The sequence below is a fragment of the Streptomyces sp. NRRL S-118 genome, assembly GCF_000716335.1.
Classification (GTDB): Bacteria; Actinomycetota; Actinomycetes; order Streptomycetales; family Streptomycetaceae; genus Streptomyces.
Map to the genome: position 1 here is coordinate 198280 of NZ_KL591017.1, position 14460 is coordinate 212739.

The 14460-nt window shown below is 73.3% G+C and carries 14 protein-coding genes; 2 read left to right on the forward strand and 12 right to left on the reverse strand.

The features are described 5' to 3' along the window. Window positions 1-75: 75 nt before the first annotated feature. The 5 genes from IH00_RS0125950 to IH00_RS0125970 all read right to left on the reverse strand — a co-directional run bounded on the left by IH00_RS0125950 (window position 76) and on the right by IH00_RS0125970 (window position 5890). On the reverse strand, window positions 76-1251 hold the full coding sequence (locus IH00_RS0125950) for a hypothetical protein (RefSeq protein ID WP_234334955.1): 1176 nt from the start codon (window positions 1249-1251) through the stop codon (window positions 76-78). Further along, window positions 1248-2027, reverse strand: a complete 780-nt coding sequence (locus IH00_RS0125955; protein WP_078887962.1) for a SigE family RNA polymerase sigma factor — start codon at window positions 2025-2027, stop codon at window positions 1248-1250. The genes IH00_RS0125950 and IH00_RS0125955 overlap by 4 nt, the downstream gene beginning before the upstream one ends. A 268-nt stretch (window positions 2028-2295) precedes the next feature. After that, a complete protein-coding gene (locus IH00_RS0125960; RefSeq protein WP_031077636.1) occupies window positions 2296-3411 on the reverse strand; it encodes an aspartate-semialdehyde dehydrogenase in 1116 nt (371 codons plus the stop codon). After that, entirely contained in the window at window positions 3408-4679 is a 1272-nt protein-coding gene (locus IH00_RS0125965) for an aspartate kinase (protein WP_031077638.1), read from the reverse strand. The genes IH00_RS0125960 and IH00_RS0125965 overlap by 4 nt, the downstream gene beginning before the upstream one ends. A 179-nt stretch (window positions 4680-4858) precedes the next feature. Then, on the reverse strand, window positions 4859-5890 hold the full coding sequence (locus IH00_RS0125970; RefSeq protein WP_031077639.1) for a YncE family protein: 1032 nt from the start codon (window positions 5888-5890) through the stop codon (window positions 4859-4861). Window positions 5891-6016: 126 nt separating this feature from the next. Between IH00_RS0125970 and IH00_RS0125975 the strand changes: the two genes are divergently transcribed. Next, window positions 6017-6925: a LysR family transcriptional regulator gene (locus IH00_RS0125975; RefSeq protein ID WP_031077640.1), complete on the forward strand. Its 909-nt coding sequence runs from the start codon at window positions 6017-6019 to the stop codon at window positions 6923-6925. Window positions 6926-6954: 29 nt separating this feature from the next. Here IH00_RS0125975 and IH00_RS0125980 read toward each other — a convergent pair whose 3' ends face one another. Genes IH00_RS0125980 through IH00_RS0125990 form a run of 3 tightly spaced genes read right to left on the reverse strand, consistent with a single transcriptional unit; the run spans window position 6955 to window position 8596 of the window. Beyond that, the gene (locus IH00_RS0125980) at window positions 6955-7614 is read right to left on the reverse strand and encodes a DUF5063 domain-containing protein (RefSeq protein WP_031077641.1); all 660 of its coding nucleotides are present in this window, start codon (window positions 7612-7614) and stop codon (window positions 6955-6957) included. Next, a complete protein-coding gene (recR, locus tag IH00_RS0125985) occupies window positions 7607-8206 on the reverse strand; it encodes a recombination mediator RecR (protein ID WP_031077643.1) in 600 nt (199 codons plus the stop codon). Before recR ends, IH00_RS0125980 begins: the two co-directional genes overlap by 8 nt. Window positions 8207-8260: 54 nt before the next feature. Beyond that, window positions 8261-8596, reverse strand: a complete 336-nt coding sequence (locus IH00_RS0125990) for a YbaB/EbfC family nucleoid-associated protein (protein WP_078887963.1) — start codon at window positions 8594-8596, stop codon at window positions 8261-8263. A 272-nt stretch (window positions 8597-8868) separates the two neighbouring features. Here IH00_RS0125990 and IH00_RS0125995 point away from each other — a divergent pair, with 272 nt between their 5' ends. Then, the gene (locus IH00_RS0125995) at window positions 8869-9585 is read left to right on the forward strand and encodes an SLATT domain-containing protein (RefSeq protein WP_031077647.1); all 717 of its coding nucleotides are present in this window, start codon (window positions 8869-8871) and stop codon (window positions 9583-9585) included. Between the two features lie 54 nt (window positions 9586-9639). On the opposite strand, the gene IH00_RS0126000 is transcribed toward IH00_RS0125995, so the two are convergent. From IH00_RS0126000 to IH00_RS0126015, 4 genes are all read right to left on the reverse strand, one after another. Further along, a complete protein-coding gene (locus IH00_RS0126000) occupies window positions 9640-10512 on the reverse strand; it encodes a class I SAM-dependent methyltransferase (RefSeq protein ID WP_052411632.1) in 873 nt (290 codons plus the stop codon). 84 nt (window positions 10513-10596) lie between these two features. Further along, window positions 10597-11247: a hypothetical protein gene (locus tag IH00_RS0126005; protein ID WP_031077651.1), complete on the reverse strand. Its 651-nt coding sequence runs from the start codon at window positions 11245-11247 to the stop codon at window positions 10597-10599. Window positions 11248-11298: 51 nt separating this feature from the next. Continuing rightward, window positions 11299-13734 (reverse strand): dolichyl-phosphate beta-glucosyltransferase, encoded by a 2436-nt coding sequence (locus IH00_RS0126010; protein WP_031077653.1) that lies wholly within the window; start codon window positions 13732-13734, stop codon window positions 11299-11301. Further along, window positions 13731-14435 (reverse strand): GntR family transcriptional regulator, encoded by a 705-nt coding sequence (locus tag IH00_RS0126015; RefSeq protein ID WP_031077662.1) that lies wholly within the window; start codon window positions 14433-14435, stop codon window positions 13731-13733. The genes IH00_RS0126010 and IH00_RS0126015 overlap by 4 nt, the downstream gene beginning before the upstream one ends. Window positions 14436-14460 lie beyond the last annotated feature (25 nt).

The following is a 14460-nucleotide window of genomic DNA, read 5'->3' on the forward strand; positions in this document are numbered from 1 at the left end:
TCCTGGCCCGCGTCCCAGCCCTTCGCGGAACCGCCGCACGCGTGCGGGCGCCCCGGTGACGCCCTGCGGCCCCGGTTACTCCGCCGGGCGCGGGGCGGTGTGGTACACCGTGCCCGCGCAGGCGTTGGGGATCGTGGTCTCGACCGCGGGGCCGCCCGCGTCCGGGGTGTAGGACACGGTGACGCTGCCCTCCACCGGGGTGTCCTCCGCGGCGAGCTGGGGCTGCGTACCCTCCGCGGCCGTACCGGCCGAACCGCTCGAGGACGTGCTCTCGCCCGGCGGGGTCGGGTCCGGCGAGGCGCCGCCGCCACCCGTCGGAGCCGGACAGGTCTCGCTCGGCACCCAGGCGAACTTCACCTCGTACGCCGCCGACGCCTTCAGCAGCAGCGGCTCGGCCGCCTGCTGCGCGGGGTCCGGCAGGCCCGGCGCCCCGTCGCCCGCCGTGTGCTGGACGACCGTGATCTTCGCCGGGTCGGCCGCGCCGTTCGCCTGGCGGCCGACCGTCCCGTCGCCGCCGACCACGCAGTCCGTGCCGGAGACGTTGCCGACGCGGAAGGAGCCGTACACCGTGCCGTCCGCGTCCGGCTTGTCCGTCTGCGTCGCGGCCACGCCCAGCTGGGCGGCCGTGCACACCGGCGTGCTCACCGGCACCGAGGTGGTCGGGGCCGCGGTGCCGCCGGCCGTGCCGTCCGAGGCGCCGGAGGCCGACTCCGTCGGCTTGTCCTCGTCGCCCTGCCCGCTGCTGGCGGCGCCGTCCGTGCCGTGGCCGCTGCCCCCCGGGCCGCCGCCGGGGCCGGCCTCGCCGCCCTCACCGCCGTTCGCCTCGCCCGTACCGCCCTGCGCCTCCTCGCCGTGCCCGGCGTTGACCGGGCGGTCGTCGGAGGTGCTGTCGGAGCTCGCGACGTGGACGAAGGCGGGCACCGCCGTGCCGAAGAGCAGCGCCGCCGCGGCCATGCCGACGAGGGCCTGCCGCTTGCGCGCCCGCCGCGCGGGGACCGCCCGGCGCAGGTGGTCGAGGGCGCCGTCGGAGGGCCGCAGGTCCTCCACCGCCCCCTGGAGCATCCGGCGCAGCGCCAGCTCGTCCCCGCCGAAGCCGTCCTCGCCGAAGCCGTCCCCGCCGAAACCGTCCAGGCGGTCGCCGCCGCGCTCGTCGTCGCCGTCGCCGTCGTTCACAATTCCGTTCCCAGTCCGGTCGTTCAACGGTCCGTCCGGCCCGTACTGCTCGAAGCTGTCCTTGTGCTGCTCGCTCATGCCGTGGCCTCCATGGCGACGCGCAGCGCCGCGATGCCACGTGAGCCGTAGGCCTTCACCGAGCCCAGCGATATGCCCAGGGTCTCGGCGACCTGGGCCTCGGTCATGTCCGCGAAGTACCGCAGCACCAGTACTTCGCGCTGCCGGCGCTGCAGCCCGCGCATCGCCTTGATCAGCGCGTCGCGCTCCAACTGGTCGTACGCGCCTTCCTCGGCGCTCGCCATGTCGGGCATCGGCTTGGAGAGCAGCTTCAGCCCGAGGATGCGGCGGCGCAGGGCGGACCGGGACAGGTTGACCACGGTCTGCCGCAGGTACGCGAGGGTCTTCTCCGGGTCGCGTACGCGACGCCGTGCCGAGTGGACGCGGATGAACGCCTCTTGGACGACGTCCTCGCACGAGGCGGTGTCGTCCAGCAGCAGCGCGGCGAGACCCAGCAGCGACCGGTAGTGGGCGCGGTAGGTCTCGGTGAGGTGGTCGACGGTCGTTCCCGCGGTCGTCGCCCCGGCGGTGGCGTCCTGGACGCCCTGGGCGCCGTCGGCGCCGCGCTGGGACGGTATGCGGGTGGTACGCCTAGCCGCGGGCATGGGGGCGATCACCGGCATGCCGCCGGGCTGACGGGGCCGCCGGAGCGGTCGCACCGTACTGCCGCCGGCTCGCAGGACGCCGCTCCCCGGCCCGCCGGCCCGCGCCGGTGCCCCGGACGCCGGCCCGGCGCGCAGCGGGGCCACGGCGCCGCGAAGCGGGGCCGCCGCTGTGATGTCGAGTACCTCTGCCACGCCTGTTGGACACGCTTCCCCCCGTCAGGGTTGTACGCGCACGCCACCGCTTTTGACGGTGCGTCGTTTGCCCTCATGCGTACCCGCTCTTCCCCATTGCCCCAGTTTCCACGGTGCCTCGCAGGGGCGACCGCAGAGACGCTTCCCGCCCAACTACCGGTTGCAGCAAGGGGGAAGAGCATCGTCGAACATGCCATCGCCCCAGTTCAAGCGGTCCCGACCGAAGACTTGCTCACAGGGCGTTCACAGATCCTACAAAGTCCGTTGATCAGTCCACCGACAATTCGGCGGCGATCGCCTCGGCGACCTGAGCGGCGTTCAGGGCGGCGCCCTTGCGCAGGTTGTCCCCGCACACGAACAGCTCCAGGGCCCGCGGGTCGTCCAGCGACCGGCGCACCCGCCCCACCCATGTCGGATCGGTGCCCACCACGTCGGCGGGCGTGGGGAAGTCACCGGCCGCCGGGTCGTCGTAGAGCACCACACCCGGCGAGGTCGCCAGGATCTCGTGCGCCCGCGCGACGGTCACCTCGCGCTCGAAGCGCGCGTGCACGGAGACGGAGTGCGCGGTCACCACCGGCACGCGGACGCAGGTCGCCGCCACCGGGAGCCCGGGCAGGTCCAGGACCTTGCGGACCTCGTCGCGCACGCGCAGCTCCTCGGAGGACCAGCCGCCCTCCCGCAGGGAGCCGGACCAGGGCACCACGTTCAGCGCGAGCGGGGCGGGGAAGGGACCGGTGTCGTCGCCCACGGCCCGGCGCACATCGCCCGGGGTGGTGCCCAGCCCCGCGACGGCAGCCGGACCGGCACCGGGAGCGGCACCGGCGCCGGAGCCCGCACCGGCGCCCGCCACGCGCGCCAGCTGGCTCCGCAGGGCCTCGACGCCGCCGCGCCCCGCACCGCTGGCGGCCTGGTACGCGGAGACGACGAGCTCGCACACCCCGAATTCGGCGTGCAGCGCGCCCACCGCCACGATCAGCGCCAGCGTGGTGTCGCCCGGGCAGGCCACGATGCCGCGCGGCCGGGACCGTACGCAGTGGGGATTGATCTCCGGTACGGCCAGCGGCACGTCCGGGTCGTCGCGGAAGGCCGGCGAGGTGTCGACCACGACGCAGCCCCCGGCGGCGGCGACCGGCGCCCAGTGGGCGGCGACCTCCTCCGGCGCCAGGAAGAGCGCCACGTCGGTGCCCGCCAGCGCCTCCTCCGAGAGCGCGACGACCTCGGTCTCCACACCGCGCACGGCCAGCTTGCGGCCGGCCGAGCGCGGCGAGGCGACCAGACGGATGTCGCCCCAGACGTCGGCGTGCTGGGACAGGATCTGGAGCATCACCGCACCGACCGCTCCGGTCGCTCCCACGACCGCGAGCGTCGGCTTGCGGAGCGTCACCGCCCGGTGCCTCCGTACACCACTGCCTCGTCGGAGTCGGAGTCGAGACCGAAGGCGGTGTGGACGGCGCGGACGGCCTCGTTGACGTCGTCGGCGCGGGTCACGACCGAGATGCGGATCTCGGAGGTCGAGATCAGCTCGATGTTCACGCCCGCGTCGGACAGCGCCTCGAAGAAGCCGGCCGTGACGCCGGGGTTGGTCTTCATGCCGGCACCGACGAGCGAGATCTTGGCGATCTGGTCGTCGTAGCGCAGCGAGTCGAAGCCGATGACGTCCTTGCGCTTCTCCAGGGCGTCGATGGCCTTGCGGCCCTCCGCCTTGGGCAGCGTGAAGGAGATGTCCGTCAGACCGGTCGACGCGGCGGAGACGTTCTGCACCACCATGTCGATGTTGATCTCGTTGTCCGCGATGGTGCGGAAGATCGCGGCGGCCTCGCCCGGCTTGTCCGGCACCCCGACGACGGTGATCTTCGCCTCGGAGGTGTCGTGGGCGACACCGGAGATGATGGCCTGCTCCACCTTGCGGTCCCCTCGCGGTTCGTTGCTGACCCACGTGCCCTGGAGTCCCGAGAAGGAGGACCGGACGTGGATCGGGATGTTGTAACGGCGTGCGTACTCGACGCAGCGGTGCAGCAGCACCTTGGAGCCGGAGCTGGCGAGCTCCAGCATGTCCTCGAAGGAGATCCAGTCGATCTTCCGGGCCTTCTTCACGACCCGCGGGTCGGCGGTGAACACACCGTCGACGTCCGTGTAGATCTCGCAGACCTCGGCGTCCAGCGCGGCGGCCAGGGCGACGGCGGTCGTGTCCGAACCGCCGCGGCCGAGGGTGGTGATGTCCTTCTTGTCCTGGGACACACCCTGGAAGCCGGCCACGATGGCGATGTTGCCCTCGTCCAGCGCCGTACGGATCCGGCCCGGCGTGACATCGATGATGCGCGCTTTGTTGTGGACCGAGTCGGTGATGACGCCCGCCTGGCTGCCGGTGAACGACTGGGCCTCGTGGCCCAGGTTTTTGATCGCCATGGCCAGCAGCGCCATGGAGATGCGCTCTCCGGCGGTCAGCAGCATGTCGAACTCACGCCCGGCAGGGATCGGGGATACCTGCTCGGCGAGATCGATCAACTCGTCCGTCGTGTCGCCCATCGCCGAAACCACGACGACCACTTGGTGGCCGTTCTTCTTGGCATCGACGATTCGCTTGGCGACGCGCTTGATGCCTTCGGCATCGGCAACGGAGGAGCCTCCGTACTTCTGCACGACAAGGCCCACGTGCGCTCCTCGCTCAGTCCGTTTGCGGTCAGCTCAGTCTAACGAGCGGCCGGGAATCGCCCCTCCTATATCACATGGTGAGATGTCCCGCTCACTCAGTGATCGCACCCGGGGGCGCTCACGGCCGCTCGGGCTGTGCCTGCCCCTCCCCGGGCCGGGTACGCGCAATGTGGGGCGGGTCACGCCGCGGGCACGTACGCCAGACCGTGCGCGCCCGGTTCGCCGGACCTGCCCACCTCCAGCGTCGCGACCGCCGTCGCCGCCGCGAGGTCCACGACCGTCACCGTGCTGGAGACGACCGCGGCCACGTACCCGTACCGGCCGTCCGGCGAGGAGGTGATCGTCAGCGGGAAGGCGCCCACCGGCACGCGTGCCGGCTCCTGGCGGCCCGCGCCGTCGTACACGCGCAGGAGGCCCGGGGCCTGCCCTCCCAGCGCCGAGTCGCCCTCCGTCGTGCGCAGCTCGCCGGCCAGGAGCAGCCCGGTGGCGGTCACGTGGACGGGGAAGACGTACCCGTCCGCGGGCAGGGTGCCCGCCACGGCGCCGGTCGCCGTGTCGACGATCCGCACACCCCCGTCCCGCACCGGGGCGCCGGCGCCGAAGTCCGCCTTCGGCCCCGCCACGTACAGGTGCCGCCCGTCCCCCGACACCGCGATGCCCTCGCTGCCGCCCGGGAGCGCCACGCGGTCGAGCAGCTCGCCCGACGCCAGGTCGAGGACCGAGACGAAGGGCGCCTCCTTGTTCGCCGTGCAGGCGCGCCGGCCGTCCGGGGTGATGACGAACCAGTGCGGTCCGGGCGCACCGGCCGGCACGCGCCGCACCGGCTCGAGAGTCTCCGCGTCCAGCGCGAGCAGGCCCCCGCTCTCGTCGCCGTACGCCTCGACGCTCACCCACAGCAGCTCGCCCGAGGGGTCCAGGGCGATCCCGTGCGGGCCCCGCTCGGGCCCGAGGTCGACGACGTCGACCAGCCGGCGCGAGTCCGGGTCGATGACGGCCAGCTCCCGCGCCCGGCCGCCGTTGGCGTGGTAGTAGCCCGAGCGGTAGGTGATCGTGCAGTACAGCAGGCGCCGGGCCGCGTCGAAGCACAGCTCGTGGGGTTCCCGCGGGACGGCGACCTCGCCGAGCCGGTCGTACGTCACCGCGTCGAAGAAGGTCACGGTGGCGCCGCTCTGGCTCGCCACCGCCAGGACATCGTTCTGGTTCCGGGTCATGGGCTCAGCTTCCGCAAGGGCGGTCGGTTGACTCCAGTGCAATCCTGGCAAGGTGTCCTTGCACCGGACGCAAAGAACGCGGTCGTGTCGCGGCAGCACGCGCCCGTCCGTGAGGGGAGTCACACCATGGAAGCGGTGGAGGAGGCCGTGGGGGCCCTCGATCTGAACCTGCTCGTCGCCCTCGACGCCCTGCTCGAGGAGGAGAGCGTCACCCGCGCCGCCGCCCGCCTCCATGTGTCCGCCCCCGCCATGAGCCGCACCCTGGGCCGCATCCGTGCCGTGCTGGGCGACCCCGTGCTCGTCCGTGCCGGGCGGCACCTCGTCCCCACGCCGCGCGCCGTCGAGCTGCGTCCGCGCGTGAGCGCCGTCGTCCGCCAGGCGCGCGGGCTGCTCGCCCCGGCCCCGGCCGCGGACCCGGCGGTGATGGTCCGCGCGTTCGCCGTCCAGTCGAGCGACCTGCTCCTGGCCGGGTTCGCCGCCCGGCTGATCACCGCCGTCGCCCGTGAGGCGCCGGGCGTCACGCTGCGCTTCCTGCCCGAGAGCCTGGAGGGCACCCCGGCGCTGCGCGACGGACGCCTCGACCTGGAGCTCGGCGTCATCGGGCACCCGGACCCCGAGACGCTGGTCGAGCCGCTCGGCGAGGCCCGGCTCGTGGCAGCCGTCCGCACGGACCATCCGCTGGCCGCCGGCCGTACGAAGGTCTCCGCGCGTGCCTTCGCCGCCGCCGACCACCTCGGCGTCTCGCGGCAGGGACGGGTGCGCGGCCCGGTCGACGAGGCGCTCGCCGCACGCGGGCTGCGCCGGCGGGTCGTCGCCGTCGTCCCCAGCTGGACCGCCGCGCTCCACCTGTGCCGCGGGACCGATCTGGTGTGCCTGGCCCCCGCCGGGGCCGCCGGCGCGTTCGGCCTGCACACCTTCGAGGTTCCGCTGGACCTGCCGCCCGTGGCGCTGGGCATGGCCTGGCACCCGCGCAACGACGCGGACCCGGCGCACAGCTGGCTGCGCGACCGGGTCCGTACGACCTGGAATGCCTGATCCACCGCCTGCCGGCCGTCGGCCGCCGGTTACTTGCGGGTGCGGAGTCCGAGCGGGCCCGCGATCTCCTGGACCATCACCCGGCCGGCCTCCTCCGCGAGCGCCTCCTCGGTGAGGTCCTCGTCCGTGTCGAGCCCGTCGAGCTCCTCCAGCGGCTGGTCCAGCCGCACGTGCGAGACCAGTGACTGCAGGGCGCGCAGGGTCGCCGAGGCCGTCGGGCCCCAGTTGGAGAAGTACGAGAACTGCCACCACCACAGGGCCTCGGTGGTGCGGCCCGCCCGGTAGTGGGCGAGCCCGTGCCGCAGGTCCATGACGATGTCGGCGAGGTTGTCGGAGATCCGGCAGGGCACGGGTGCCTTGCGCGGCTCGTACGGGTCGAAGACCTCGGAGAACACGTCCACCGGGTCGAGCATGGCCGCGAAGCGCATCCGCAGCTCGTCCACGTCCATGTCGGGACCCGGGTCGGGCTCGTACCGCTCCTCGGGGACGATGTCCTCGTGCGCGCCGAGCCGGCCCCCGGCGAGCAGCAGCTGGGAGACCTCCAGGAGCAGGAAGGGAACGGCGCTGTCGGGCTCGTCGCCCTTGGCCACTTCCGTGGTCGCGACGATGAAGGACTCGATCGAGTCGGCGATCTGGACCGCGAAGCTGTCCGGATCCAGCGAGTGCGCGTGCAGAGTGGCGTCAGACATCGAGGAGTCGTCTCCCTTCGAACGCTCGCCCGAGCGTGACCTCGTCGGCGTATTCCAGGTCTCCGCCAACGGGGAGACCGCTGGCGAGGCGCGTGACCTTCAGGCCCATGGGTTTGACCATCCGCGCCAGGTACGTCGCGGTGGCCTCCCCTTCCAGGTTCGGGTCAGTCGCCAGAATCAGCTCGGTGACCGTGCCGTCGGCGAGCCGGGCCAGCAGCTCCCGGATCCGCAGATCGTCCGGGCCCACGCCCTCGATCGGGCTGATCGCGCCGCCGAGCACGTGGTACTTGCCGCGGAACTCGCGCGTCCGCTCGATCGCGACGACGTCCTTCGGCTCCTCGACCACGCAGATGACCGCCTCGTCCCGGCGCGGGTCGCGGCAGATGCCGCACCGCTCCTCCTGTGCGACGTTGCCGCACACGGCGCAGAAGCGCACCTTGTCCTTGACCTCCAGGAGGGCATGGGCGAGGCGGCGTACGTCGGTGGGCTCGGCCTGCAGGACGTGGAAGGCGATCCGCTGCGCGCTCTTCGGACCGACGCCGGGCAGTCTGCCCAGTTCGTCGATGAGGTCCTGAACCACGCCTTCGTACACGGGACGCCTCTCCTGGAGTGCTGTGATGCTTACGGTAGTTGCTCGGCGTACGGGTTAGAAGGGCAGGCCCGGCATCCCGCCCAGGCCCTGCGCGAGCGGGCCGAGCTTGGCCTGCTGCAGCGCCTGCGCGTTCTCGTTCGCGGCCTGGACGGCGGCGACGACGAGGTCGGCGAGGGTCTCGGTGTCCTCCGGGTCGACCGCCTTGGGGTCGATGACCAGGGCGCGCAGCTCACCGGCGCCGGTGACGGTGGCCTTCACCAGGCCGCCGCCGGCCTGGCCGTCGACCTCGGTCTGCGCCAGCTCCTCCTGGGCGCGGGCGAGGTCCTGCTGCATCTTCTGGGCCTGCTGGAGGATCTGCTGCATGTTGGGCTGGCCGCCACCGGGAATCACGGTCACTCCTGGTATTTCGACGATGAGTATTCGGTATGCCGAGCCTACGTGGTCGCCGGACGGTGTGCCGCACCCACGTGGCTCCACTCGTCCGGGTGAAAAACGGGCGTGCCTTCTACCCGATCAGGACCCTCTTGCGGGCGGAAATACCGGGAATCCAGGCCGCCCACCCACCATTCGGCGGTAGGAAGGGGGCATGCGCACCCCGCGCACCGTAGGTCACCGCACGTCACGTCATCGATATGTCACGTTGAGCGCAGAGGAGTGCCCCGGTGAGCCAGCCGGAGATGCAGCCCGGGGGCCCGGCCCGGGGGGAGGGCGACAGCCCGGAGGGGTACGGCGGCGACCTGACCGGACGGCCGTTTCCGCTCGGTGACTGGGGCGAGCCGGCGCAGCGGCTGGACGAGCTGTACCGGTGGGTCGAGAGCAATGCGCTGCGCACGGCCGAGTGGTACCTGTCGGACCGCGTCTGGAAGCGCCGCTGCGCCCGGGCGCTGCGGGTCGGTACGGCGCTGGGCGCGGTCGTCGGCGCCGCGCTGCCGCTGCTGGGGCGGTGGGAGTGGGGGTACGTGTCGCTGCTGGTCGCGGCGGCGTGCGTGATCGGCGACCGGTACTTCGGACTCACCTCGGGCTGGATGCGGGACGTGGCGACGGCGCAGGCGGTGCAGCGGCGGCTCCAGGCGCTCCAGTTCGACTGGGCCTCGGAGAGCGTGCGGGAGGTGCTGGGCCCGGCGGAGGGCACGGCGAGCGAGGCGGCGGAGCGCTGCCTGGGGGTGCTGCGGCGGTTCGCGGAGGACGTGACGGAGCTGGTGCGCGCCGAGACGGCGGACTGGATGGTGGAGTTCCGCTCGGGTTCGGCCCCCCTGGTGCTGCAGTCCACGCTCCCGCCCCCTCCGCGCACCGACGCCCCGCCCTCCCCCGGCCGCTTCCCGCTGCCGCCGGGCACCCGCCCGAACATGCCCCGGCAGCGGCCCCCGGAGCCGCGGTAGCGCCCGCCGGGGCCACCGTGGGGCCCGGGCGTCCGGAAGCGCCCTCACCGGGGCTCAGCGCCCCAGCGCGCGGGCCAGGCGGCGCAGACGGCCCCCGCGGGAAGCCGGGGCGGTGGCCGCGGGACGCGGCGCCGCGGGGGCGGGAGCCGGCCCGGGTTCCGCAGGACCGGCGCCCGCCGCGGGCGCGTGCCGGGGCCGCGGGGTCCACGGCGGGACGACGCCCTGCGGCTTGAGGCGGACCAGCGGGGCACCCGCGACGGACTCCACGCTGTGCCGGACGTCCGTACGCGGCTCCAGCCGGCGCAGCAGCGCCTCCCGCGCGGGTGCCGGGTCGCCCCAGGTGCCGTACAGCTTGGTGCCGGTCAGGCACACCACGCGCAGACCGCCCGCGGCGACCGCGCCCCAGACCGCCGCGGCCACGCCGGGGCAGTGCTCGGCGCGGTAGTCGTCGAACGCGACGATGCCGTCCGGGGCCAGCAGTTCCCGCGCCGCCTCGACGTCGCCGCGCACGTGCTCGTACAGGTGCGAGGCGTCGACATGGACGAAGCGGCAGCTTCCGGCGGGCACCCGGCCGGTGATCACGGACGTGGGGCCCTGGACCACCGTCGGCAGGGTCTCGTGGAAGGCGAGGTAGTTCGTCTCGAAGGCACGGCGCGTCAGCGAGGCGTAGGACCGGGTCATCTCGGCGCCGTTCGGCTCGTCCGGCGCCGGGGAGTCGAACAGGTCGCACACCGTGAAGCGCTCCCCCTCGCCCCGGTAGAAGCCCGTGTAGATCGCGCTCTTGCCCAGGTAGGCGCCGAGCTCCAGCAGGTCGCCGCGGACACCGGCGTCCCGCTGGCCGGTCAGGATCCAGTCGAACAGCAGCTGGTCCACGGGGGCGAACCAGCCCTTGACGTCTTCGTACCGCGCGGGGGTCTGAAGGGACATGTCCCGAAGTCCTACCGGGCGCAGGTGTCCGCGGCCTTACGCCCGGCTGAAGAGGTGCGGCCGGACCGGCGGGGCACCCGCCGTTCAGCTGAAGATGATCATCGAGCCCTGTCCGAGGCTCCGGGTGGCGGCCGCGTGCAGCCCCAGCCACACGTGCCGTTCCCGTGCGAAGGGGCTCTCGTCGTGCGGGATCGGGCCGGCCGGCTCCTCCAGGGCCGTCGGGCGGGCGGGCGGCAGCGGCGCCGCGGGCGGGTTCGCCGGGTCGATGCCGATCGAGGGGGCGACGTACTCCAGCTCCCGCAGCAGCCCCTGCGCCGAGCCCAGCGGGCCGCCGCCGGCCAGCAGTTCGTCGGTGGACAGCGGAGCCGGGAAGTCGACGGGGACGTACGCGCCCGCGTGGTCGTAGTGCCACACCAGGTGCGACTGCTGGGCCGTCGACTCGAACATCTCCAGCAACTGCTCGTAGTCACCACCCAGTTCGTCCACGGGGGTGACGGCGAGTCCGCAGATCTGCAACAGGTAGGCGCGGCGCAGGAAGTGCAGGGCGTCGTAGTCGAAGCCGGCGACGGGCGCCACGTCGCCCGAGAGGCCCGGCATGTAGGCGAAGACGGGCACCGTGGGCAGACCGGACTCGGTCAGCGCCTTGTCGTACGCGGCGATCTCTTCCGCGAACGGGTTGTCGGGGCTGTGGCACAGCACGTCGACGAGCGGGACCAACCACAGGTCACAGGCCAAGGGAGACTCGCTCTCCTCACGGGGGTCGGGCACGGCGAACGTCAGGGAAGCCTAGTTCAGGACCGGGAGCTCACGGCTTCGGTGCAGGTCCCATACCCACGCACCGGCGATCCGCTCACCGGGCCGCCCCAGAAGCTTGGACACGGTCTCGTAAAGGGCCGCGTCGTTGAACTGCGCCGGCAGCACGACCACGCCCGCCCGCCAGTACTCCAGGTCCTTGCGGGCCTGGGCCTGCCACTCCGGGCCGATGTCCGGCACGCGGCCGCTCCACCGCACCTCGCGCAGCAGGTTGGAGGTGTGCCGGGGCACGGGCCCGTAGATGCCCACCCGATCCGGGCCGTAGGGGCCGTTGAAGTACCCGCCGGGCAGCGGGAAGCCGAAACCGGTGGTCGCCTGCCAGTGCAGCGCGTCGGCGCTGCCCGGGTCGGGCAGCGGTACCGGCACGAGCGTCTCGCCCGGCCCGAGGTAGTGCCGCCAGGCGCCGTACGCGATGAAGCCGGGGACCACCGCCCGCTCCCGCACCGGGTACGGCGTCGGCACGATCGGCAGCAGCGCGAGCGCCACCGCCGCGAAGCCCACGGCGCGGTTCGTCCGCGAACGGGACGCCGCGAGCCGGTCGGCGGCCAGCGCCACCAGCATCCCGAGGACCGGAGCGCAGATCATGGCGACCCGCGACTCGATGACCGACTCGAACAGCGGCTTGTCGGCGAGCAGCCGCCACGGCCCCGGGACGATCACGTCCGTGTACGGGATGCGGATGCGGGGCCCCAGGGACAGCAGCGCCGCGCCCAGCGCCGTACCGGTCAGCGCCTTCACCAGGGGCAGGTGCCACAGCCGTACGACGACGGCGAAGGCGAGGGCGACGAGCGGCCAGCCGTAGAAGGCGTTCTGCTCGGTGCGGTTCATCGCGAGCCTGTCGGCCGTGGCCTCGTCGCCGAGCAGGGACCGGCCGGCGAACTCCAGGAAGGCGAGCGGGCCGTTGCCGGCGTTCGAGCCGTGCAGCACGCTGTGGTAGCTCTGCGGGCCGAAGAACTGCCAGTACAGGGGGAAGGCGACCAGCGGCAGGCAGACCGCGAGGGCCACTCCCAGCCCCTTGGCCAGCGGCCGCCACGCCGCCCGCGCGACGTCGCGGCGCGCGAGCGCGTACGACAGGGCGAAGAGCAGCATGCCGACGGCGGCGAGCAGCAGCGGCTCCTCGCCGAGGAAGATCTGGTACGTCGTGAAGAGTCCGAGCAGCACCCCGTCGCGCACCACCGCGCGGCCCTCGCACAGCCGCAGGGCCCGGTCGACGAGGACCGGCATCATGAAGAGCAGCAGGAAGTTGGGGTGGGCGTTGCCGTGGGAGATCATCGGCGGTGCGAAGGCCGCCAGCCCGGCGCCGGTCGCGGCCGCCCACCTGTTGCGCACCACCCTCCTGGCGAGGAGCCAGTACCAGGAGCAGGCCGTCGCGGCCAGGCCCAGGGTCAGCACCAGTGCCCAGGTCACGGTCGGCCCGAAGGCGAGCGTGACGGGCGTGAGGGGGACGGACAGGCCCAGCATGACGGTGTTGGCCATGAGGTTCACGCCGTCGGGATGGTTCTGGACGGTGGTGAAGAGCGGGTTGCGAAGGTGGGTGACGTTGTCGGCGGTGACGGCGAAGAACCACTCCCACTGGTTCTGGTCCTGGCCCGCGTCGGCCAGGTACGCCCGGTCCAGATCGGCCCACAGCCCCCGGTAGAGGAGCACGGAGGCGAGCAGGAACAGCCCGGCGACGGCCAGGTCGGTCCGGCGCACGGCGCGCGCCCGGAGCCGCACCAGTTCCCCCAGCACGCGCGCGTAGTCCAGGGGCGCCACCTTGGAGCCCTCCTGGTGGGCCCAGCGCACCGGCACCTCCGTCACCGGCCAGCCGGCCTGGCGGAAGAAGCGCAGGATCTCGACGTCGATCCCCCACCCGTCCAGCCGGGAGTCGGCGAACGCCGCCCGCGCCTTGTCGCCGTCGAAGAGCTTGAAGCCGCACTGGGTGTCGCGCACCCCGGGGACGGCGACGGCCCGTATGAGGCGGTTGCCGAGGCGGCCGAGCCACTCGCGCAGCCGCCGCTGGTGGATCTCGATGCGGGACTCGGGGTGCGCGCGGGAGCCGATCGCGGCCGCCGTGCCTTCGGCGGTGAGCTCCTTGTCGAGCCGGTCGAGCTCCTCGATGGGCGTGGCCAGATCGGCGTCGGTGACCAGGACGCGGCGGCCGTAGGAGGCGAGGACGCCGCGCCGCAGGGCGTGGCCCTTGCCGCGGTTGGCCGGGCCCCCGGTGATGACGTGGACGCGCGGCTCGTCGGCGGCGAACTCCCGCGCCACCCGCGCGGTGGCGTCCGTGGAGCCGTCGTCGACGACGATGACCTCCCACTCGCCCCAGCGGCCGGGGTCGGCGGACAGGTGGGCACGGATGGCGTCGAGGGTGGGGCGCAACCGCGCTTCCTCGTTGTACGCCGGGACGACAACGCTGAGGTCGGTCACCGCTGACGACCGTCCAGCCGGTGCGCGGGGCCGGTCCCGTCCAGGTGGTCGGCCCAGGCCAGCGCGTGCGCGTTGTGCGCGTCGATGGCCTTGGTCACGGCGGCCGGGTCCCCCGACGTGACCGCGTCGACCAGGTCTTCGTGGCCGCTCCACAGCCAGGTGGCGGCCCGGTCGTCGGCGCGCAGGTGGGGGACGGCGAAGACCCATGCCTGGACGCGCAGCCGGTGCAGGAATTCGGCGACGTAGCGGTTGGCCACGAAGCCGCTGAGCTCGCGCCAGAACCGCAGGTCGTAGCCGATGAGGACGTCCAGGTCGCCGGCGCGTGCCGCGCGGGATGCCTCCTCGGCCCGGCGCCGCACCGACACCAGCGGCGCGCCCTGGACGGCCTTCACGTGGTCGGCCGGCCGCTGGAAGACGCCGTCCACGATGAGGGCGCGGGCCTCGACCATGCCCCGGTAGTCGTCCACCGAGAACCGGTGGACGCGGAAGCCCTTGTGCTGGTCGGAGTCGAGGAGGCCCTGGGCGGCCAGGTCGACGAGCGCTTCCCGCACGGGTGTCGCCGACACCCCGTACTGCTCGGCGATCTGCTTGACGGTGAACTCCTGGCCGGGTTGCAGACGCCCCGCGAGCACCTCGTCACGCAGCGCGTCCGCGATCTGCTGGCGCAGAGTGCTGCGGGTCACAGCTCCGCTCGCGGGCATGGCTTCTGGCCCCCTCCGTCCGGTT